Origin of the sequence: Filifactor alocis ATCC 35896 (assembly GCF_000163895.2) — a bacterium.
Classification (GTDB): domain Bacteria; phylum Bacillota; class Clostridia; order Peptostreptococcales; family Filifactoraceae; genus Filifactor; species Filifactor alocis.
This window is the reverse complement of record NC_016630.1, coordinates 780821-802066: the sequence shown is the minus strand read 5'-3', so window position 1 is coordinate 802066 and position 21246 is coordinate 780821. Positions and strand designations below refer to the sequence as shown.

Below are 21246 nucleotides of genomic sequence, written 5' to 3'. Positions count from 1 at the left end.
AAAGAGAATTGAGATCATCGTGGGCAGGTACTCTTTTCCTCTTAAGCTGTTTTAGGTATACCGTTTCATCAGTTGTGTTGTAGTGGTGTGCTTTTTTTATACCCTAAAAACCTATGGATAACGTTTTTTACAGTGTTTTGGTTAACATTTTTTCAGTGCATATTGTTTTGCATTATTGAGTGTGAAGAGTATTTTTGAAAAAATGAGGTGATTTGATGGAGTATGATGAAATTAAGGTAGGAGACTCTGCAAAGGTGTCGAAATGTTTTTTGGAAGAAGAAGTTCTGGACTTTGCTAATATTTCCACAGATAACAATCCAATTCACTTAGACAAACAATATGCCGAACATACCGTCTTCAAGAGGAACATTGTCCATGGGATGTTGGTTTCATCACTCATTTCTTCTGTGATAGGGACAAAACTTCCGGGAGAGGGCTCTATCTATATGAAACAGACCTTGGATTTTTTGAAACCGGTTTATTTTGGTGAAGAATGCACAGCAGAAGTGAAAGTGATATCAAAAAATGATAAGAAACGAATTATAGTTCTCGAAACCTCTGTAACTAAGGAAGACGGAAAGACAAAGGTTATCTCGGGGCAGGCAGTTATTAAAAAACTGTAGTGTTATTTTTAAAATTTAAATGATTGGGAGGTATAGTGTTATGAATAACGATTTTTTAAAAAATATGGTAGAATCTCAAAAAAATATGATGGCAATGTGGCAAGATATGTACAAAAACATGGCGCATACAAATGATGATCCGTATACCAAAGCATTCGGAGATTTTTTAGAGATGCAAAAGAATTATATGAATTTTTTCTCCAGCTTCATGCAACCAACCTCCAACTTTGGAGAGATGCCATTTCCTTTTATGGGCATGAATCAATGGAACGAAACGCAAAAATCAATGAATGAGTATTTTGACAAGTTCAAACAATATTATAATCCGCTTGAAATCGGTAAGACTTTTTCTCCGGCGGTGAAGGATGTTTTTGAAAAGATGATGAACGCTAACACCTATTACTTGAATATGTATCAACTGTGGAGAGAGTTGGAAAATACGAATATCAAACCTGCAACTGATGAGATGAAAAAATTTTCCGCCATGCTGGTTGAGAAGTACAATCCAATCTTCAAAGATATGGTAGTTCCGCTTTTACCGCAGGAGTTTCAGCCTCTTATAAGAAACACCTTTGATTTGTTCAAGACCTATATCGATACAAGTGTCGATTTTTATACACCTTGGACAAATAACTACACGAATTTAAGAGACCTCTTTGTAGAGGGGATGCTTGATGATAAAGCTAAACTTGGAAAATTCTTTGAACTTTGGAGAGAGCAGTTTGACAAAACTTTTGGAGTTATTCTTCTGTCCCCTTCCTTCGGAATTAACAAAGAATTGATTGAACAACAGAATAAAACCTTTGATACCTATGTTGACATGGTGTTACTGGGCATTGATTTTATAACACGTATCTTAGCAGTGCAAAATGAAAACATTGATGATATCATCAAAAAGTACTTTGAAATGGTAGAAAAGGGAAGTCAACCAAAATCATTCAGCGAATTCTACAAATACTGGGCTGAAGAATTGGAACATATTTTGGAATCTTATTTTGCAACTCCTGAATATTCCAATCTTTTAGGACAACTTTCTTCTGTAGCGATGGATTACAAGATTGAGATGCAAAAATTGACTGAAAAATATCTTGAAGAGACTCCTTTGGTAACCAGAAGTGAAATGGACAGCCTCTACAAAACTATTTATGACTTAAAAAAAGAATTGAGAAATGCTAAGAAAACACAAAAACAAAGTTCTTCACAGTCCAAAAATGACAAGGAGGATAATGTGTAGAAAACGCATTAATTTCTAAAGTAAACAGAACAAGAAAAGCAAGAATATATTTTATTCAGAAAAACTTGAAGCGGAAAAAACTGTCTTTTCTCCACTTGCCTGTTAAGGATTGAGTTGGAGAAAGCAGTTTTTTCTGGGTATTGCAGCAGGAAGGAGAACATATATGTATAAGATTTGCGATTGGAAAAAGAACTTTGAAGATAACATTAGGATACAAAGAAAGTTTTTGGAAGGCTTTGAGACGATGATGCATTTGAATGATACAAAACCGGGTTTTTCAGAAAAAACAGAAGTTTATGCAGAGGATAAGATGAGACTTTATCATTACAAACCACTCAAAAAAGATATTGTTTCCGTTCCGACTCTTATTATCTATGCTCTTGTCAATCGCGAGACGATGATGGATTTACAGGAGGACAACAGCTTTGTCAAAAACATGCTTGATGACAATCAGGACTTATATATCATTGACTGGGGATATCCTACGCAAGAAGACATGTATCTGACTTTAGAAGACTATATTGAAGAATATATTTTCAATGCTGTGGAAGCTGTAAAAGAGGATTCCGGCAGCGAGAAGATAAATATCCTCGGAGTTTGTCAAGGAGGGACTCTATCCTTGATTTACAGTGCTCTTCATCCGGAGAATGTCAATGCTCTTGTAACTATGGTCACACCTGTAGATTTTTCGACAGATGACGGTCTTCTCTTTCGTTGGAGCAAAAATTTGGATATTGATAAAATGGTTGATGCTTACGGAGTTATTCCCGGAGACTTTATGAACAATGGATTTTTAACATTAAAACCGATTTCTTTGATGATTAGTAAGTATCTTAATCTTATTGATGACTTTGACAAACCGGATGTGATGCATAATTTTTTGACGATGGAAAATTGGATTTTTGACAGTCCGGGACAAGCGGGAGAAACGATACGCCAATTTATCAACGATTTATACAAGAAGAACAAGTTGGTTAAAGGAGAGTTGATGATAGGTAAAAAACGGGTGAATCTCAAGAATATTACTATGCCTGTCTTAAACATCTATGCTGAAAAGGATCATATCGTTCCTCCTGAGTCCAGCAAGCCTCTTGACCAATATGTAGGAACAAAGGATATTGAAACTCATAGCATTCCTACAGGACATATCGGAATGTATGTGAGCTCCAAATCAAAAAGACAGGTAGCGCCTTTAATCTCAGAATGGCTCAAAAAGAAATCTAAAAGTTTGAAAAAATAAACTTTTTTTGTCAATTATATCAAAAATAGGTAAGATGTATTTCTAAAAAAGAGTAACGATTAAATATTGAACTGAAAGTATTCTATCATAAAACAACTTCATGGCATAGAATAAATCAGAAGGATTGATTTTTTAGAACATAGTAAGGGATAGCAGTAATAGTATCTTTTTTTAATACCATAAATAGTGCAATATAGGAACTGTTCTTTAGTTGCACTATTTTTTTATGCTTGAGTTTAGGACAAAATGTTTTTAGAAAAGTGAAATAAAGTAGAGAAACAGGAACAAATGTCGTATAATAAAACGAGAGAAAGAATCTTAGAATCGACTGAAGAATATTCAGAGAAGAGGGAAGGATGATCATGGTCAGTGTCATTGTTGTTGCGGCAGGAAAAGGAAGCCGTATGAAGTCTTCTGTTAATAAACAGTTTCTGAAACTGAAAGGCAAGGCTGTTTTGCAACATACGATAGAGACTTTTCTGGAAGTAGAAGAAATTGATGAAATGGTAGTAGTTCTTTCTAAGGAAGATGTTGCGCTTTTTCAATCATTGGATTTTTTAGGAAAAGAGAAAGTTAAGATTGCATTAGGAGGGCAGGAACGCTATTTTTCCGTTCGCAACGGATTAGATCAAGTGAGCGAAGATTCCGATGTGATTTTGGTGCATGACGGAGCAAGACCTTTTGTTACCAAAGAGGAAATCAAGTCTGTTATTTCTTGTGCAAGACAAGACGGGGCTTGTATTTTGGCAACGAAGGTAAAAGATACCATCAAAGAGGTAGAGTGTGGGGTTGTTGTGAACACACCGAAACGTGACCGTCTCTATGCTGTACAGACACCACAAGGTTTTCGGGGAGACATTTTGAGAGAAGTTTATGCAATGGATTTCTGCACATTCGGTGATTGGATTCCTACAGACGATGCCTCGCTTGTAGAAAGACAGGGATATCCAATCAAAATAACAGAAGGAAGTCCGAATAATATTAAGATTACAACGCCGATTGATTTGTTGTTGGGAGAGTTGATACTGGAACAGGAGGAATTGCTTTGAGAATAGGGATAGGATACGATATCCATCAGCTTGTTGAGGGAAGAAAGTTGATTGTCGGAGGAGTGGAGATTCCTCATGAGAAAGGGCTGCTTGGACATTCTGATGCTGATGTATTGGTGCATGCAATTATGGATGCGATTTTGGGAGCATTGGGAGAAGGGGATATCGGACGACATTTTCCGGATTCTTCGCAGGAGTTTAAGGATGCGGACAGTATGATATTGTTGTCAAAGGTATGTGAATATATGGTACAAAAAGGATATCGAATCGGAAATATAGATGCGGTTATCATTGCACAAAGACCGAAGATGGCACCGTATATTGATGAAATGAAAACAAAAATTGCCTCTGTTTTACATATACAGAAGGAGAAAGTGAATATTAAGGCGACTACAACGGAAAAACTGGGACCCGAAGGCAGAGAGGAAGGAATGACTTCTCAGTCGGTTGTTCTTTTAGAAGAAGTGTGATATACTATTTAACTGATTTAACAGGTAAGTTGATAGAAAGAATCAGACGGCAACAAGAACAAATCAATCGAATAATATAGATATGTATAATAGATAGTTTGTAACACTTAAAAATAAGGAGGATATTATGACACGAGTACGATTTGCACCATCTCCTACAGGGTTTGTGCATATAGGAAGTTTGAGAACAGCGTTGTATAATTATTTGTACGCAAAGAAAACAGGCGGTACCTATGTTTTGAGAGTAGAGGATACCGATCAAAGCAGATTGGTGGAAGGCGCTGTAGAAGGAATGCTCAAAGCGATGAAGTGGGCAGGTGTTGTCAATGAAGAAGGAGTTGTTCTTTCAGAAGAAGGTAAAGTAACACAAGCAGGAGATTGCGGACCTTATGTGCAATCGGAACGACTTGATATCTACAAAAAATACATTGACCAACTATTGGAAAGCGGACACGCATACTATTGTTTCTGTTCCAAAGATCGTTTGGATAAAGTAAGAGAAATTCAACGAGCAGAAAACAAAGTGCCGAGATATGACGGACATTGCAAAGGATTGACAAAAGAAGAGGTACAGGCAAAAATCGATGCTGGTGAACCATATGTGATTCGTTTGAAATTGCCGGCAAACAAAGACCTTCATTTCAAAGATATTGTGCGTGGAGATGTGGTAATCAATACGAACGATATGGATGATCAAGTGTTGATGAAGTCAGACGGATTCCCTACTTATCACTTTGCTGTCGTAGTAGACGACTATTTGATGGGAATTACACATATTATTCGTGGAGAAGAATGGTTACCGTCCACGCCGAAACATGTATATTTATATGAAGCGTTCGGATGGGAACAACCGACTTATGTTCATCTTCCTAATATTTTGAATCACGACCATAAAAAGCTGTCTAAACGACAAGGAGATGTTGCAGTAGAAGACTTTAGAAAAAAAGGATATTTACCTGAGGCATTGATCAACTACATTGCATTGTTGGGCTGGTCACCTGAAGATAATCAAGAAGTGTTCTCTATGGATGAATTGGAACAGTATTTCAGTTTGGAGAGAGTTTCAAAAAGCGGTGGAGTTTTCGATGTTGCGAAACTGAACTGGTTCAACAATCAGTACATTCGTGAAAGAGATATCAATGAATTGGTAGACCTTTCCATTCCTTTCTTAGTGGAACAGGATTTAATGACAGAAGAAGAGGCGAACTCTAAAAAAGAATGGTTGGCACTTGCAATGGAAACGGTAAGAGAGTCTATGGACTACTTGGCACAATTCCCTGAAAGAATCAAGCTATTCATTTCTGAAGAAGTTGAAGTTTGGGAAGGCGAGGCATTGGAGTTTATGAACTTACCGCATATGCCGAAATTATTGGAAGTGTTGGAACAAAAAATCGGAGAACAGGAAGAAATTACACCGGATTTTGTATCCGACATGTTCAAAGAAATCAAAAAAGAAGAAGGAATCAAAGGAAAAGAGTTGTTTATGGGAACACGTGTCATCTTGACAGGTCAAAACCACGGCCCTGAAATTCCAAAAGTATTGACATTACTTGGAAAAGATAAATTGATGGTTCGTTTGAATCAAGCAAAAGAGTATGTTTTGAACGAAGAGTAAATGATTCTTTGAATCAACTGCAGATTGAGAGACTCCTCTTATCAATCACTAAAAAATAAAATTCTATAGTTCTGCTCCGGATATTAAAAGTAGTTCAGAGCAGTGACTGTAGAATTTTTTGATTACAGAAAAATTCCGTCATTTGAACAAAAATGTAAAATTGTGTTATCACAATCGGATTTTCATTTACAATCTGAACAAAAAATAGTAAAATACAAATAAGGTATTAAATGGGTCGAATGTTTTTTATATTATAAACAACAAAGATTTGATAATTGGCTTATCAGTATATCATTTAGAACTTAGAGAAGTGTGCCGATTTATTTTGTTTCAAAAAACTTATCTGCCTACAAAAATCCAATAAAAGAAGTTGTTTTAGTTGAGAAGGGGAAGGAGATTACCATGTTGAAAGTAAAAACAGATATTGAAATTGCACAAGAGGCAAATATGCTCCCTATTTCTGAAATTGCAGAGAAATATGGAATTTTGGAAAACGAATTGGAATATTACGGAAGATATAAATCAAAAATCTCTTTTGATGCGATTGAGAGATGTGAAACAAAACAGGATGGTAAGTTGGTTTTGGTTACCGCAATCAGTCCAACTCCGGCAGGAGAGGGAAAATCCACAACTTCTATCGGTTTGGGACAGGCGTTGAACAAAATCGGAAAGAACGCTTATATTGCGTTGAGAGAACCTTCCTTGGGACCGGTGTTTGGAATCAAAGGAGGAGCTGCGGGCGGTGGATATGCTCAAGTAGTACCGATGGAAGATATCAATCTTCATTTTACAGGAGATATGCATGCCATTACAGCGGCAAACAATTTGCTTTCTGCAGCAATCGACAATCACATTCATCACGGGAACTCTCTTCAAATTGACGCAAGAGAAATCGTGTGGAAGAGAGTATTGGATATGAACGATCGTGCACTTCGAAATACAGTTGTTGCATTGGGAGGAAAGGTTTGCGGTTTTCCAAGAGAAGATTCTTTTATGATTACCGTTGCATCTGAAGTGATGGCAATTCTTTGCTTGGCAAAAGACTTGGAAGATTTGAAAGAGCGTTTGGGAAATATTATTGTTGCATACAATTTGCGTGGAGAGGCTGTCACAGCAAGAGATTTGCAAGTCAACGGTGCAATGACGGTTCTGTTAAAAGATGCAATTAAACCGAATTTGGTACAAACTTTGGAAAATACACCTGTATTGGTTCACGGTGGACCTTTTGCAAACATTGCCCATGGTTGTAACTCCTTGATTGCAACAAAATTAGCTTTGAAACTGGGAGATATCGTAGTGACAGAGGCAGGATTCGGCGCAGATTTGGGAGCGGAAAAATTCTTGGATATCAAATGTCGTGTCGGAGGATTACATCCGGATGCAGTTGTGATTGTAGCTACCGTTCGTGCTCTCAAAATGCATGGGGGAGTAGCAAAGAACAATCTGTCTGAAGAAAATATCGAAGCGGTAACATCAGGTTTTGTAAACTTAAAACGACAAATTGAAAACATCAAAAAATTTGGAGTGCCGGTAATGGTAGCTATCAACAAATTTATTTCCGATACAGATACAGAAATTAAAGCTCTGTTGGCATTATGTCAAGACATGGGAGTTGTTTGCACCTTGAATGAATGCTGGGAAAAAGGTGGAGAAGGCGGAATTGAAATGGCAAAAGCGCTGGTACAACTATTAGAACAGGAAGAAAGTGCATATCATCCAATTTATGAAGTAGAAGACAGCATTGAAGATAAAATCAACACGATTGTAAGGGAAATTTACGGTGGAACAGGAGCTGTCATTGAACCGAAAGCACAAAAACAAATTGCAAAAATTAAGGAGCTGGGCTTGTCTCATTTGCCGATATGTATGGCAAAAACACAATACTCATTTACTGATGATCCAAGTGTAATGGGAGCACCAAGCGATTTTCATATTACAATCAAGGATGTCAGAGTGTGTGCGGGAGCAGGGTTTATTGTTTGTCAAACAAGCAATATCATGGTTATGCCGGGCTTACCGAAAGAACCTGCAGCGAACAAAATTGATATTGACAATCGTGGAGTTATCACAGGATTATTTTAGATAGTAGACAGATGATACTAAGGTTCTTTCTAATGATGAAACAAGAAATCGAACGAAGGAACAAGAGTAGAACGTTACTGCTTGATAAAAAGTGACGATACAATCAATCACTCCGTTTCTTAACTACCCTAAAAAATTCACTGATGTAAGTTGCCAAGATAAAGGACAGGAGCATACGGTAAATGGAAGTGATGCAATGAAAAAGGGGAGGAATGGTTTTATCGAAGTTTTTCCTGTGGAGGGACTTGGAACATCGTTTGGAATTGTTGTAAATCATTGCAATAGGAAGAGTATCGTTGATAATGACGGAGTACAAACAAATAATGGGATAAAAATATAGGATAATAATAGAGAAAAGAGAGAATTATGATGTTATTCGACAAAACGATGAAAGAGTTTGTAGAACAAACAGCATCTTCTTCTCCTACTCCCGGAGGTGGTAGCGTTGCAGCTTTTGAAGCTGCAAGCGCTGCTGCCTTAATTAGTATGGTTGCAAATTTGACCATTGGAAAATCCGGGTATGAAGAAGTGCAGGAAGAAATGAAGAAAGTGATTGATAAAACAGAAGAGTATCGAACCAAATTTTTGGACTTGATGCATAGAGATGCAAGTTCTTTTGATGAGGCGATGGAGGCGTTTCGCCTTCCGAAAGAAACAGAAGAACAGAAACAATACCGAAGTCAAAAAATTCAAGAAGGATATCAACATGCGACTGTTGTACCGTTTGAAGTCGGGAAAACAGTATATGAATTGTTTGATTTGGCAGAAATTGTGATTGAAAAAGGAAATCAAAATGCTGTTACAGACGGTTTGATTGCAGTTTTGCAGTCAAGAACAGCACTGCATTCCGCTTTCTATAATGTAAAAATCAACTTGTCTCAAATCAAAGACTCTGATTTTGTGGAATCTATGCGGAAAGAAATGGCTACATTAGAGCAACAAGCCAACAGAAGAGAGGAAGAAATCAGAGAGAAAGTGTCATTTTTGTAAATTCGTAAGAGCATATCCATAGTAACTTGAAAGTTTATAATTTGAATGTTCAAGCAAAAAATATCATATATCAGTTTCATGAAAAGGTAATTTTTGATATGATAAAGGGGAAGAACAACTCACTGTTTAAGGAAATTTGTCGAATGTTTTCCGATACAGTAAAATGACAGAGATTTGAAACTTTTATCCAACGAAAAACCGTGAGAGAGAAACAATTACATTAGATGATTCATTCTCTTTTGGAGAGTCTTATATTGGTTGAATACTTCATACCAAAACTTAATCAAATTACTGTAACTTCAAAAAAATACACTCTTAATTTCTTTCTTCTTGAACTTAGGAGAGTGTGTAGTTGCTTGGGGAAATAGGAAGTTAAACTGTGAATGGCAATTTGAAACAGAGACGATATTAGGGAATTCAAGCAGATAATCGTATCAGCAGGAGATAGAAGTTAGGGACACACGAGGCTCAAGCAGAGCCTTTTATCTTAGGTGTCAAGTTGTTTCTTTCAGGGTAACGATCAAATTGAAAAAACGGAGAGGAAAGGATATGGCAGAATATACTGCGTTTGATATATTGGGTCCTGTGATGATTGGACCTTCAAGCTCTCATACTGCGGGAGCTTGTCGTATTGCGAATATTGCAAGAAAGATATGCGGTTCAGATTTCGAATCGGTAGAGTTTTTTTTGCATGGTTCTTTTGCATACACTTACAAGGGACATGGAACAGATTGTGCACTTATTGGCGGAATGTTGGGGTATGATACTGATGACAGTCGAATTCGCACTGCGTTCGAGGATGCAGAAAAACAGAATATGAAGTATAAGATTCACAAGATTGATTTGGGAGAAGAGTATCATCCTAATACCGTAAAGATTTTATTTCATTTTGAAGACCGTGAAGATGAGTATGTGATTGGCTCTTCGATTGGTGGTGGTGCAATGGTTATTGTCAATATCAACGGAATCAAGGTAGAGTATTGTGGAGGGTATCCTACCATTTTGCTACAGTATAATGAACAAAAAGGTGTGATTGCATCCGTATCGACGATTCTTTTGGACAATAACTACAATATTGAGACGATTATGACACATAAGAACACCTTGACCAATGTTGTTACTCTGACAATTGAAGTCGATTCTAAAATTACAGATACTGTAAAAGAACAGATTGGAAATACGAATCGATTTTTAACACAGAAGTATGTGGAGGTGTAGACATTGTTAAATACAGAAAAAGAGATTATAGAAACTTGTAAGAAGAAAAAATGTCATATCTACGACTTGGTGTTGGAAGAAGAGCTTAGAACTTCCAAAAAAACAGAAGAAGAGATTCGTATGCAGTTGAATGAAGTGTTTGAAGTAATGAATCAATCTGCAACAGAACATTTGGAAAAAGCGGAGAAGACAGAGTTTCGAATGATAGACGGATTTGCTCAGAAATGCCATACTTATGCAAAGACAAAAGAGCCTGTTGTGGGGAGTTTTTTGATGGATGCAATGGCAATGGCATTTTCGACAAGTGAAGTCAATAGTACCATGGGCAAGATTATTGCAGCACCGACGGCAGGTTCTTCCGGAATTTTGCCTGCATTGATGGTATCGGCGAAACAACGCTATCAGTTTGATGAAGAGACCATACAAAACGGATTTTTGACTTCTATCGGAATCGGACAAATGATTGGGAAATATGCAACTTTTGCCGGAGCGGAAGGTGGATGTCAAGCGGAATGCGGTTCCGCATCTGCGATGGCGGCGGCGGCATTGGTAGAAATGCTTGGCGGAACACCGACGCAGGTTTTGAATGCGGCAAGCATTACGATTATCAATGTGCTCGGTTTGGTGTGTGACCCGATTGCCGGGTTGGTACAGTATCCTTGTACGTTCAGGAATGCATCCGGGGTGATGAATGCAATGATTGCGGCAGATATCGCATTGGCGGGAGTCACTTCTTTCGTTCCATTTGAAGAAGTGGTACAAGCGATGGGAGAAGTCGGAAATTCTTTAGATGAATCCTTGAGAGAAACAGGAATGGGAGGTCTTGCAGGCACCAAGACAGGTGTGCGTATCCGTAAAAAATTTTTGGGAAAATAGTTTTTTTGTAAAATAGAAAGAACAAGATAATATAGAATGGAAATCGGATAGGTTTTTTGATAGACTTGTGATACAGAAAGAAGGATATTTTGCAGAAGAGATTCTGTAAAATATCTTTTTTATTGGAAAGGATGGATTGTTTGGTCTATATGTCAAAAGTCTTATAAGTAATATCTATTCAATATTATAGTACGAATCGCAGGTTTAAATGATAATAAGAATTTGATGTTTTGATATGATTATAGTTTATTCTCTTTTTGTTAATCATACATGATATCTATATTTCAAAATAGTGTTTGGTCTTAATACTATTTTTAATTCTGTAGCAATCATTATAGGATATTGCATGTTTAGTATGAAAGCGGAAATCAGGACAGCTTTTTTTAAAAGTAAAAACCGCCCATCAAAGATGAACGGTTTTTAGCTTTATGATAATAAGGAGAAAAAATTTGAAAAAACTTTAGGGTTTACTGTAATACAATTAATCGTGTTGCTTTTAACACAGTTGTGTCAGAGCCTTCTGTTACAGGAACATTAGCAGGCCATATCAAACATGTGGAGTTTGCTTTGATTGTAGTCGGATCGATTTCTTTTCCGTCTTCATAAGCAGTGATATTTTTGGATTCAACATCTGTTAAATCCCATTTTTCATCCATGGTATCCGTTAAGAACAGACCCGCATCTGTTTTTTCAACAGAAGCAACACCAATATATTTCGGTGGTGTCATCACAGCGGTATTGGTAGCAATTACATAAGCAAAAGTTTGAGGAGGTTCACTGGCTGTAAATGCAATGGATACCCAAGCATAGATTTCATCGCCTTCTTTCAAGTCATCTATGGATACTTTTTCGCCTGTTTCAGCGTTGACAAACGCTGTTTTGTCGCCGGAAGTATTCAAAACGATTTTGTTGAAATCGGCATTTCCTTCTTCAGCCGGCATATTTTTATCTTCAATTACAATTTGACCGGACTCTTTGTCAACAGAAATAATTTTACCCCACTGTAACAAAGATTCTCCAGCCATGTCCTCATTGGTGTTACCGGTTTCATCTGTGGAATTTTGTTCTGTGACATTCGGATCAGTTGTACTTTTGTTTTCGGTAGCTTGGGAGTTACATGCTACTAAAGAGACTGACATTAATCCGATTCCTAACAATGCTGCTAATTTTCTTTTCATAACAAACATCCTTTCTTTTTTATTTAGTGTTTAATGTTCTGTGTAAATTTATGATTCTTGCTGAACTTCTTGTGAAAATATGTTTTGAAAAAAATATGAATAGCATGAGAGTACTAATATTTTTCCAATAAGAAGAATGGCAAGTTTCATGTCCAGCTACAAAGTAACATATTCTTTTTTGGATTTCAATATAAATGACAAGACTGTAAAGTTTTTGCTATTACATTGTTACTATTTCGGCACACATTTAACACAAACATACTGTTTGTAAAAAAACTATGGAAGAAACTATTGTAAATAAATTCATAGTTAAAAGTTGACAATAAGGAAAAAGTATGCTATTACTATTAGAGTAATAGAGATAAGATGATTTTATTTCCTATCGTAAGGAAGTAACTTTGTTTTGTATCATGAATGAAAAATGAAAAAAGGAGAGAATGATGGAACAATTAAACAGACAAACCGCAGTAAGGGATATGACTCTTTGTGCAATGTTCACGGCATTGATTATTGTAGGAGCGTTCATTCGCATTCCGATTCCGTATGTACCGTTTACGTTACAATTGTTATTTACCATGCTGGCAGGGCTTTTGTTAGGGAAGAAATTAGGTACAATGAGCGTACTTCTTTACATAATCCTTGGATTGATAGGAGTGCCTGTATTTACAGAAGGTGGAGGTTTGATGTATATTTTCAAACCGAGTTTCGGATATATCATCGGCTTTGCAGTGGGAGCTTATTTGACGGGAAAAATTGCACATGAAGTCAAAAATCCTTCTTTTGGAAGATTGCTATGGGCAAATATTGCAGGATTGATGGCAGTATATGGATTTGGAATGGTGCATTGTTTTGTCATTATGAACTATTATTCGGGTGCAGGAATGACACTTTGGAATCTGATTTTGTACTGTTTTCTGTTGATTGTACCCGGAGATTTGTTCTTATGTGTTGTTGCGGCAATTTTGATGAAACGCTTGTTGCCTGTTCTTCATCAATATCGATAAAAAAATAAAATTTAGTTGGCTATTATCATGAAGTAGTCTGTATGCGGAATCATCACAAAAAGGGGGGTATGTTCCTATGAGCAAAGGTATTTTTGTGACAGGAACAGGAACAGATGTTGGTAAGACTTATGTAACGGCATTGCTTGCAAAAAAAATGCGAGAGTATGGTTACGATGTAGGCTATTACAAAGCGGCATTGAGTGGAGCAAACAGTATTGCAGAGAGTGATGCGGGATATGTGAACAGTATTGCACAAATCAATCAAGAGGAGAGCACGCTGTTGTCATATCTTTATCATGAGGCGGTATCACCTCATTTGGCTGCAAAATGGGAAAATCATCCTGTAGAAATGGAAGTTGTTAAAAAAGGATATGAAACCGTTTGTAACAGGTATCCTTATGTCATGGTAGAGGGAAGCGGCGGAATTATCTGTCCGATACGATACGACAAAACACAAAAAATATTTTTGGAAGATATCATCAAAATGTTAGAGTTGCCGTCTGTTATTATAGCGCACGCAGGACTCGGAACCATCAATGCTACCGTACTTACCGTAGAGTATATGAGAGCAAGAAACATAGAGATAAAAGGGATTATCCTAAACTTCTATACAGGAAGTGAAATGGAACAAGATAATATCACAATGATTGAAGAAATGACAAATATTCCGGTACTTTCTACATTGAAGCAAGGAATGACAGATTTGGAGATCAGCAAGGAACAAATTGCAACATTATGGGGGAATGAGCAATGAAATCAATGGTAGATTGGCAAAAAGAAGATGTGAAATATATTTGGCATCCATGTTCACAAATGAAAGATTATGAAGAATTACCGCCGATTATTATCGAAAAAGGGGATGGTGTTCATCTGTATGATATGGATGGAAAAGAGTACTTAGATGTGGTTAGTTCTTGGTGGTGCAATCTTTTGGGGCACTGCAATACAAAGATTACAGAAGGAATCAAGGCACAGTTGGACCAATTGGAGCATGTTATTTTCGCAAATTTTTCTCATCAACCTGCAATTAGATTGTGTCAGAGGTTATCCAAAATCATTCCTGAGGGACTGACAAAATTCAATTTTTCAGACAACGGTTCGGCTGCAGTGGAGTGTTCCTTGAAAATGGCATTTCAATATCATTATCAAGAGGGGCATCACAGAACAAAGTTTATGTGTTTGTCTGACGGATATCATGGTGAAACGATTGGAGCACTTTCGGTTGGAACATTGGATTTGTATGCAAAAATCTATCAACCGATGCTGATGGATGCGATTCGAATCGATGCCCCGGACTGTTATCGTTGTCCTTACGGAAAGTGCAGAGAAAATTGTCATGTAGAGTGTTTTGAAAAGGCGGAACAGGAATTTGAGAAATATGGAAAAGAAACCTGTGCGATGATTGTAGAACCGTTGTTGCAAGGAAGTGCCGGAATGAGAATGTATCCGGCTCAATATTTGAAAAAACTCAGAGCATTATGCGATGAATATGGTGTTCTGTTAATTGCCGATGAAATAGCAACGGGTTTTGGACGAACGGGAAAGATGTTTGCTTGTGATCATGCCGGAATCAGTCCTGATATCATGTGTATTTCCAAAGGATTGACAGGTGGATATATGCCGATGGCAATTACCATTACAACAGAAAAAATCTATCAGGCATTCTACTCTGACTACAATGAGGGCAAAGCATTTATGCACAGTCATACTTATAGCGGAAATCCTCTTGGATGTAGTGCAGCACATGCGGTGCTTGATGTGTTGGAAGAAGAGCGTATTTTGGAGAGAGCAAATGAAACGGCAGAATACTTGAAAGAACAAATGCATCAGCATTTTGGAAGTCATAAAAATGTAGGAGAGATTCGGACATTAGGATTGATCAATGCAATGGAGCTTGTGACAGACAAAGAAACCAAAGAAGGGTTTGATTCCAAAGAGAGAGTAGGGTATCAAATTTATAAAGAAGCTCTAAAAGAAGGATTGATTCTTCGTCCACTTGGAAATGTACTCTATTTTAATCCTCCTCTTACCATTACCAAAGAAGAAATTGATGCAGCGATTGCACGAACGGAAATTGCAATGAACAAAATATTGGGCTAAATGGGATTGGTGTAGAAAAAACAAATCTAATCATGGCAGTCTTCATCAGTTAGAAATGAATATACGATAGATTGTCATTTTACCGATTTTCATCACAAGTGAGATATAGGTTCGTTGTAAGACGAATATTTGATAGTATGATTTTAATATTTATTACGCAAAAAAACGACCGGGAATAGATTTCCGGTCGTTTTTGTAATAGATTGTTTTTATCATTTGTTTTCTTACATATTCATAAATAACTCAATATCGTCTTCTACTTCACCGATGGTTGCGATTCCGAAGTTTTCTACAAGGACTTTTGCAACATTTGGAGATAAGAATCCCGGTAAAGTCGGTCCTAAGTGAATATTTTTAACTCCAAGGTAAAGAAGTGCCAACAATACGATTACTGCTTTTTGCTCATACCATGCAATATTGAAAGCGATAGGCAATTCATTGATGTCATCTAAGCCGAATACTTCTTTCAATTTCAATGCGATTACCGCTAACGAGTAAGAATCGTTACATTGTCCTGCATCCAATACTCTTGGGATGCCGTTAATATCAGGTAGGTTCAGTTTGTTGTATCTGTATTTTGCACAACCTGCTGTTAGGATAACAGTATCGTTCGGTAGTTTTTGTGCAAATTCAGTATAATAACTTCTGGATTTCATTCTACCGTCACAACCTGCCATAACAAAGAATTTTTTGATAGCTCCGCTTTTTACCGCTTCTACGATTTTGTCAGCTAAGGAAAGAACTTGATTGTGTGCGAATCCTCCTACGATGATTCCTGTTTCAATTTCTGTTGGCGAAGGTAGTGTTTTTGCAAGAGCGATGATTTCAGAGAAGTCTTTCTTTCCGTTTTCATCAGCTGTAATATGTTTACATCCCGGATAACCGGTAGCACCTGTTGTGAAAATTCTGTTTCTGATTTCTTCTTTTCTTGGCGGAACGATACAGTTTGTTGTAAATAAAATTGGTCCGTTGAAGGAGTCAAATTCTTCTACCTGTTTCCACCACGCATTTCCATAGTTACCTGCAAAGTGTTCATACTTTTTGAACTTTGGATAGTAGTGAGCCGGAAGCATTTCGCTATGAGTATATACGTCAACTCCGGTTCCTTCTGTTTGTTCCAACAACTGTTCCAAATCTGTCAAATCATGTCCTGAAATCAGGATTGCAGGATTGTTTCTTACACCGATGTTTACTTTTGTAATTTCAGGATGTCCGTATTTGCTTGTATTTGCCTCGTCAAGGAGTGCCATAGCTTGTACTCCGATTTCTCCGGTTTTCAATGTTAATTGAACCAAGTCATCTATAGTAAGGGAATCATCCAATGTAGCTGCTAAAGCTTCGTACATAAAGGATAGTACATCAAAGTTCTTTTTCCCTAAGTTCCATGCATGCTCTGCATAAGCTGCCATACCCTTCAATCCGTAAATAATCAGCTCTCTCAGTGAACGGATATCCTCGTTTACGGTTGCCAGTACGCCTACAGTGGATGCTTTTAACAACATTTGTTCTTTTGATTCTACAACAAAAGTTGATGCATCATGCAAATTTTCAAGTTGAGTATTCTCTCTTAAACGGTCACGCAATACGAACATTTTTTTTATTTGATTTTCGATTGATTCTTCATCGAAATTAGCATTTGTAATGGTCATGAAAAGACTGTTCAAGAATTGATAGTTCAATTCATCCAATTCTTTAATATCAATTTTTTCTTCCACTACGATGTTGGAAACTCCTTTTACTGTGTATATCAATAAATCCTGAAGTTTTGCAACATCTTCGGTTTTACCACATACCCCTTTTACAGTACAACCTATTCCTTTCACAGTTTCCTGACATTGATAACAAAACATACTCATTTAATCTTCCCCCTCTTTAATTTCAAAAATATTGATTACATCTGCATCCGGACAACAAAACCTTGCTCTTCCGGTGTGTGAAACAGGAAGTGTTCCTCCGTATCTCACAATATCAATCATTGGAAACAGTGTATGCATCACTAAGGGACACAATGCCCCTCTATCGTGATCATAGTCCCAACTGTCTCCTATTTTGTGTCCCCTGTGGCACATCCCCTTGCCTACCTTATCAACCAGGGTGATGGTTATTTTTGGTCTTTTGGACATGATAGATTCACCCTTTCTATATCATTCAATCCCATTTATACTACTTATTCCAAGGTCAACAGAAGAGCCATTTTGAATTTTTTATCCGCTTTTACATAGTGTTTTCCGGCTTTTGCAAAATGGAAATTTTCTCCTGACTTTAGGACATGTTCTGTTCCTTCATATCCGATAATCGCTTCTCCATCCAATGCAAAGATAATTGCTTCTCCCGGTGCAGCGTGTTCCGATAATCCGGTTCCAGCATCAAATGCCATTACAACAAATTTCATTTTGTCGTTGTGAACAACATCCATATTTACAATTTTTCCATCTTGGTATTGCACTAAATTACTTAATTGAAATGCTTCGCCCGCTTTTACCACTTTATTCATAATACTGTCCCTCCTGATTGCTATTTCAGTAAATATTGCGCCTGATTTCGATTTCATACCAACCGGTACATCAAACGGCGTAACAATACTTTCATTTTCTTTTAGTTTTCCTATCTCGTCAGAAAATCCGTATAGTTCTAATTCTCCCTCTGCTAAGATGATAAGCTTGTAGTACGGGAACAACTCTGCGCTGATATCGGTATCTTGTGCCATTGAAAAATAGGAGATATAGTTTTCGCCGCCATGTACTTCTTTCGATATGGTGCAACCGTCTACTGCCTTATTATCTCTTGCTATGGAAAATACTTTACCTGCCTCTTCTTTCACCTTGCACTCATCTCCTTTTAGTTGTGTGATGCGATAAGTTCTTTCAATTTTGCAATTAATATGTCAACATCCATGTCTGCTTTTTCACTCATCATAGCTATGTCCGCTTTTCCCAACATAGGGGTATTCAGCAATTTGAATTTATCATTTACTTTTATAATTTCCTCTTTTAACCAAGGATATTCGTTTAACAAATCTTTCAATTTGGTTTTGCTTGTAAGTTCCATAATTTCCTCCTTAGATTATTTTTTTAGACTACTTTGATATCCGGATTTTTTTCACCGAATTTTTCTTTTAATGTTTGAACGATTTCTGAACGTTCTTTACCTTGAGATTCCATTTGTTTGATTGTCTTATATGCTGTAAACAAGGTGGATGGACCTATTTCAGAACTGAAATATCCGATTCCCTGATTCCATACCAGCAATTCAAACACATCATCCAAAGCTGCGCTATCAAGCCCGAATATATATGCTTTTACCAGTTCTCTAGTAGCTTGACGCATTCTTCCTGCTCCGACTGCATTGGTTAAAGATAGCAATAATCTGATTTCGTATGGAAGATGTCTCTTGTTGTCATTCCATGTAAGATCCCAAAATTCTACTGAGATTTTTCCAAGTTCTTTATCGATAATCGGCATATTAGTCAATGCTGCCGGACGCATAGGAATATCTTTTTCTTGTTGTTTTACTACTGCTCTGTAAAAATGAGCATGGAATTCAGATTCTGTTACTTTTTCTGTATGATGTTCGAATCCTAAATCTTCCATTACTTCATAAAGAGGGATGGGATCAAAGGTTTGTATCACAGTAACTCCTTGACCTTGTGGCAACTCACTCATTTGCTTTTTCAAGCCTTGAAAAAAGTTTCCAACAACACCTCTCACATCAATTTTTTTGAATTCGTTTACTTTATTTTTCCAATCTGTATAAGCCATTGTATACCTCCTGTTTCTCTCATGTTTTTATAAAATAATCTTAACTTGCTTAAATCTTATCTTGTCTTAATCATACTCTACCTTGAATAATTCGTATGTGGTTTTAACCACTTTTTTTATTTTTTTTATAAATCTAAAATTTTGCCGTCTCTTGTAATGGTGATAATTTGCCATGGGATAAACTTACCGCTGTTACGAAGTGCAGTTTCTGCTGCTCTTTGCATTCCACCACAACAAGGAACTTCCATTCTGACAACAGTAACGCTTTTGATATCATTTTCTGCTATGATTTGTGTCAATTTTTCAGAGTAATCGCCTTCATCCAGTTTAGGACATCCTATCAATGTGATTTTGCCTTTCATAAATTCATCGTGTAAATTGGCATAAGCAAATGCAGTACAGTCGGCAGCGATCAAAAGCTTCGCACCATCAAAGAACGGCGCTTTCACAGGAACCAATTTGATTTGACATGGCCATTGTCCAAGTCTTGAAACAGGCTTTACATATCCTATATCTGTTTGTACTGTCTCTTCCTTCGGTTTATCAAATGTCATAAATCTTGCACCCGAACATCCTTGTCCCGCTGCATGCATTGACATCTGTAGTTGTATTTGTTTTTCGTGTTCAGTCAAGTTATTATTCTCCGTTAGTAATTTTTCAGATAATAATTTTTCAGCTTTTTCCTTTTGCATTTTTTTTACGGCTTTTTCATCGTATGCCGGAGCTTCTCTTTCTTCAAATGTAATAGCTCCTTGAGGACAATTCGGTAAACAGTCGCCAAGTCCGTCGCAAAAACTTTCTCTTGTCAACTTCGCTTTGCCATCTATGATGTCTATCGCCCCTTCGTGACATGCTGTTACACATATTCCGCATCCGTCACATTTATCTTCGTTAATTTTAATTATTTTTCTTATCATCAATATTTCCCCCTATAATGATTTCCTTTGACTTTGTAATTACAGTATAGTATAGTAACTACAGAAAATAAGTGGTAATTACCACATTTTAGAAAATTATTGAGGAGTCATTATGAAACTTGAAAGAATGAAAAAATTTGTGATTTTTAAAGGAATGTCTGATGAAGAAATTCAGTCTGCTCTTGAAGTTCTTCGCTATGAAGAAAAGAGCTATGAAAAAGGAGAAACCATCTTATATGCAGGCTCTACCACAAAAAAAATGGGAATCGTGTTATCCGGAAGCGTTACGGTAGAAAGTATTGACTTATTGGGAAATAAGACCATACTTTCCTATATAGGAGTCGGGGATTTCTTTGCGGAAACCTATGCGTTTTTGGGAAATGAACCTTTGGCAGTCGATGTTTGTGCCAATGAAACTTGTAACATATTTTTTTTGAATATCGGAAACATAACAACATCCTATCACTCAGGTTTTGAATCTTGGAAAACAAAACTAATCACAAATCTGCTCACCATATCCACACGGAAGAATTTGTTTCTTTCCAACAGAGTATTTCATACGAGTTCCAAAACAATTCGAGGAAAATTGATTTCGTATTTAAGTTTTGTTTCGATCAAAAAACAAAAAAATGAATTTACAATCCCGTTTGACAGACAACAGCTGGCTGATTATTTGAATGTCGATAGAACCGCATTGTCAAAAGAGATAGGCAAAATGCAGAAGGAAGGTTTGCTTGTGTGCAAAAAAAATCATTTTTTACTGAAAGAAAGTATCTATCAAGACGCTGATATGTTCTAAAAAATAGTTAAGTTGTTATTCTATGGAATGAAGAAAGCATAGAATATTTTTGTCATGAAATTTGCAAATTTTTGTTCACTGATACTGTTTCAG

The 21246-nt window shown here is 36.9% G+C and carries 22 protein-coding genes; 15 read left to right on the top strand and 7 right to left on the bottom strand.

Annotated elements, in window-relative coordinates:
• Nucleotides 1-215: 215 nt before the first annotated feature.
• The 11 genes from HMPREF0389_RS03640 to sdaAA all read left to right on the top strand — a co-directional run bounded on the left by HMPREF0389_RS03640 (nucleotide 216) and on the right by sdaAA (nucleotide 11397).
• On the top strand, nucleotides 216-623 hold the full coding sequence (locus HMPREF0389_RS03640) for a MaoC family dehydratase (protein WP_014262346.1): 408 nt from the start codon (nucleotides 216-218) through the stop codon (nucleotides 621-623).
• Between the two features lie 40 nt (nucleotides 624-663).
• Nucleotides 664-1857, top strand: coding sequence for a poly(R)-hydroxyalkanoic acid synthase subunit PhaE (locus HMPREF0389_RS03635; RefSeq protein ID WP_014262345.1), 1194 nt, complete (start codon nucleotides 664-666; stop codon nucleotides 1855-1857).
• 163 nt (nucleotides 1858-2020) lie between these two features.
• Entirely contained in the window at nucleotides 2021-3097 is a 1077-nt protein-coding gene (gene phaC, locus HMPREF0389_RS03630) for a class III poly(R)-hydroxyalkanoic acid synthase subunit PhaC (protein WP_014262344.1), read from the top strand.
• Nucleotides 3098-3453: 356 nt separating this feature from the next.
• On the top strand, nucleotides 3454-4146 hold the full coding sequence (ispD, locus tag HMPREF0389_RS03625; RefSeq protein ID WP_049770198.1) for a 2-C-methyl-D-erythritol 4-phosphate cytidylyltransferase: 693 nt from the start codon (nucleotides 3454-3456) through the stop codon (nucleotides 4144-4146).
• The gene (gene ispF / locus HMPREF0389_RS03620) at nucleotides 4143-4616 is read left to right on the top strand and encodes a 2-C-methyl-D-erythritol 2,4-cyclodiphosphate synthase (protein ID WP_041250781.1); all 474 of its coding nucleotides are present in this window, start codon (nucleotides 4143-4145) and stop codon (nucleotides 4614-4616) included. Before ispD ends, ispF begins: the two co-directional genes overlap by 4 nt.
• A 124-nt stretch (nucleotides 4617-4740) precedes the next feature.
• Nucleotides 4741-6231, top strand: coding sequence for a glutamate--tRNA ligase (gene gltX, locus HMPREF0389_RS03615; RefSeq protein WP_156775238.1), 1491 nt, complete (start codon nucleotides 4741-4743; stop codon nucleotides 6229-6231).
• Between the two features lie 402 nt (nucleotides 6232-6633).
• Nucleotides 6634-8313, top strand: a complete 1680-nt coding sequence (locus tag HMPREF0389_RS03610) for a formate--tetrahydrofolate ligase (protein ID WP_014262342.1) — start codon at nucleotides 6634-6636, stop codon at nucleotides 8311-8313.
• A gap of 196 nt (nucleotides 8314-8509) precedes the next feature.
• Nucleotides 8510-8653, top strand: coding sequence for a hypothetical protein (locus tag HMPREF0389_RS09000; RefSeq protein ID WP_156775237.1), 144 nt, complete (start codon nucleotides 8510-8512; stop codon nucleotides 8651-8653).
• Between the two features lie 29 nt (nucleotides 8654-8682).
• Nucleotides 8683-9303, top strand: coding sequence for a cyclodeaminase/cyclohydrolase family protein (locus HMPREF0389_RS03600; RefSeq protein WP_041250979.1), 621 nt, complete (start codon nucleotides 8683-8685; stop codon nucleotides 9301-9303).
• Between the two features lie 549 nt (nucleotides 9304-9852).
• Entirely contained in the window at nucleotides 9853-10521 is a 669-nt protein-coding gene (gene sdaAB / locus HMPREF0389_RS03595; RefSeq protein ID WP_014262339.1) for an L-serine ammonia-lyase, iron-sulfur-dependent subunit beta, read from the top strand.
• Nucleotides 10522-10524: 3 nt separating this feature from the next.
• A complete protein-coding gene (gene sdaAA / locus HMPREF0389_RS03590) occupies nucleotides 10525-11397 on the top strand; it encodes an L-serine ammonia-lyase, iron-sulfur-dependent, subunit alpha (RefSeq protein ID WP_014262338.1) in 873 nt (290 codons plus the stop codon).
• A gap of 467 nt (nucleotides 11398-11864) precedes the next feature.
• Here the strand turns inward: sdaAA and HMPREF0389_RS03585 are convergent, their stop codons facing one another.
• Complete coding sequence (locus HMPREF0389_RS03585; RefSeq protein WP_014262337.1) at nucleotides 11865-12575, bottom strand: DUF3221 domain-containing protein; 711 nt, start codon at nucleotides 12573-12575, stop codon at nucleotides 11865-11867.
• Nucleotides 12576-13015: 440 nt separating this feature from the next.
• Between HMPREF0389_RS03585 and HMPREF0389_RS03580 the strand changes: the two genes are divergently transcribed.
• The 3 genes from HMPREF0389_RS03580 (at nucleotide 13016) to bioA (ending at nucleotide 15679) form a co-directional block, all read left to right on the top strand.
• The gene (locus tag HMPREF0389_RS03580; RefSeq protein ID WP_014262336.1) at nucleotides 13016-13579 is read left to right on the top strand and encodes a biotin transporter BioY; all 564 of its coding nucleotides are present in this window, start codon (nucleotides 13016-13018) and stop codon (nucleotides 13577-13579) included.
• A 76-nt stretch (nucleotides 13580-13655) separates the two neighbouring features.
• Entirely contained in the window at nucleotides 13656-14333 is a 678-nt protein-coding gene (bioD, locus tag HMPREF0389_RS03575; RefSeq protein ID WP_014262335.1) for a dethiobiotin synthase, read from the top strand.
• Nucleotides 14330-15679: an adenosylmethionine--8-amino-7-oxononanoate transaminase gene (bioA, locus tag HMPREF0389_RS03570; protein ID WP_014262334.1), complete on the top strand. Its 1350-nt coding sequence runs from the start codon at nucleotides 14330-14332 to the stop codon at nucleotides 15677-15679. Before bioD ends, bioA begins: the two co-directional genes overlap by 4 nt.
• A gap of 224 nt (nucleotides 15680-15903) precedes the next feature.
• Here the strand turns inward: bioA and hcp are convergent, their stop codons facing one another.
• The 6 genes from hcp to HMPREF0389_RS03540 all read right to left on the bottom strand — a co-directional run bounded on the left by hcp (nucleotide 15904) and on the right by HMPREF0389_RS03540 (nucleotide 20354).
• Nucleotides 15904-17535: a hydroxylamine reductase gene (gene hcp / locus HMPREF0389_RS03565; RefSeq protein WP_014262333.1), complete on the bottom strand. Its 1632-nt coding sequence runs from the start codon at nucleotides 17533-17535 to the stop codon at nucleotides 15904-15906.
• A complete protein-coding gene (locus HMPREF0389_RS03560; protein ID WP_014262332.1) occupies nucleotides 17536-17802 on the bottom strand; it encodes a TIGR04076 family protein in 267 nt (88 codons plus the stop codon). It abuts the gene before it with no gap.
• 44 nt (nucleotides 17803-17846) lie between these two features.
• Complete coding sequence (locus HMPREF0389_RS03555; RefSeq protein ID WP_014262331.1) at nucleotides 17847-18500, bottom strand: cupin domain-containing protein; 654 nt, start codon at nucleotides 18498-18500, stop codon at nucleotides 17847-17849.
• 17 nt (nucleotides 18501-18517) lie between these two features.
• Nucleotides 18518-18727 (bottom strand): hypothetical protein, encoded by a 210-nt coding sequence (locus HMPREF0389_RS03550; protein ID WP_014262330.1) that lies wholly within the window; start codon nucleotides 18725-18727, stop codon nucleotides 18518-18520.
• A gap of 23 nt (nucleotides 18728-18750) precedes the next feature.
• Nucleotides 18751-19437 (bottom strand): DUF2249 domain-containing protein, encoded by a 687-nt coding sequence (locus HMPREF0389_RS03545; protein WP_014262329.1) that lies wholly within the window; start codon nucleotides 19435-19437, stop codon nucleotides 18751-18753.
• A gap of 125 nt (nucleotides 19438-19562) precedes the next feature.
• Nucleotides 19563-20354, bottom strand: coding sequence for an ATP-binding protein (locus HMPREF0389_RS03540; protein ID WP_014262328.1), 792 nt, complete (start codon nucleotides 20352-20354; stop codon nucleotides 19563-19565).
• Nucleotides 20355-20466: 112 nt separating this feature from the next.
• On the opposite strand from HMPREF0389_RS03540, the gene HMPREF0389_RS03535 reads away from it, so the two are divergent.
• Nucleotides 20467-21153, top strand: a complete 687-nt coding sequence (locus HMPREF0389_RS03535) for a Crp/Fnr family transcriptional regulator (RefSeq protein WP_014262327.1) — start codon at nucleotides 20467-20469, stop codon at nucleotides 21151-21153.
• Nucleotides 21154-21246: the final 93 nt, after the last annotated feature.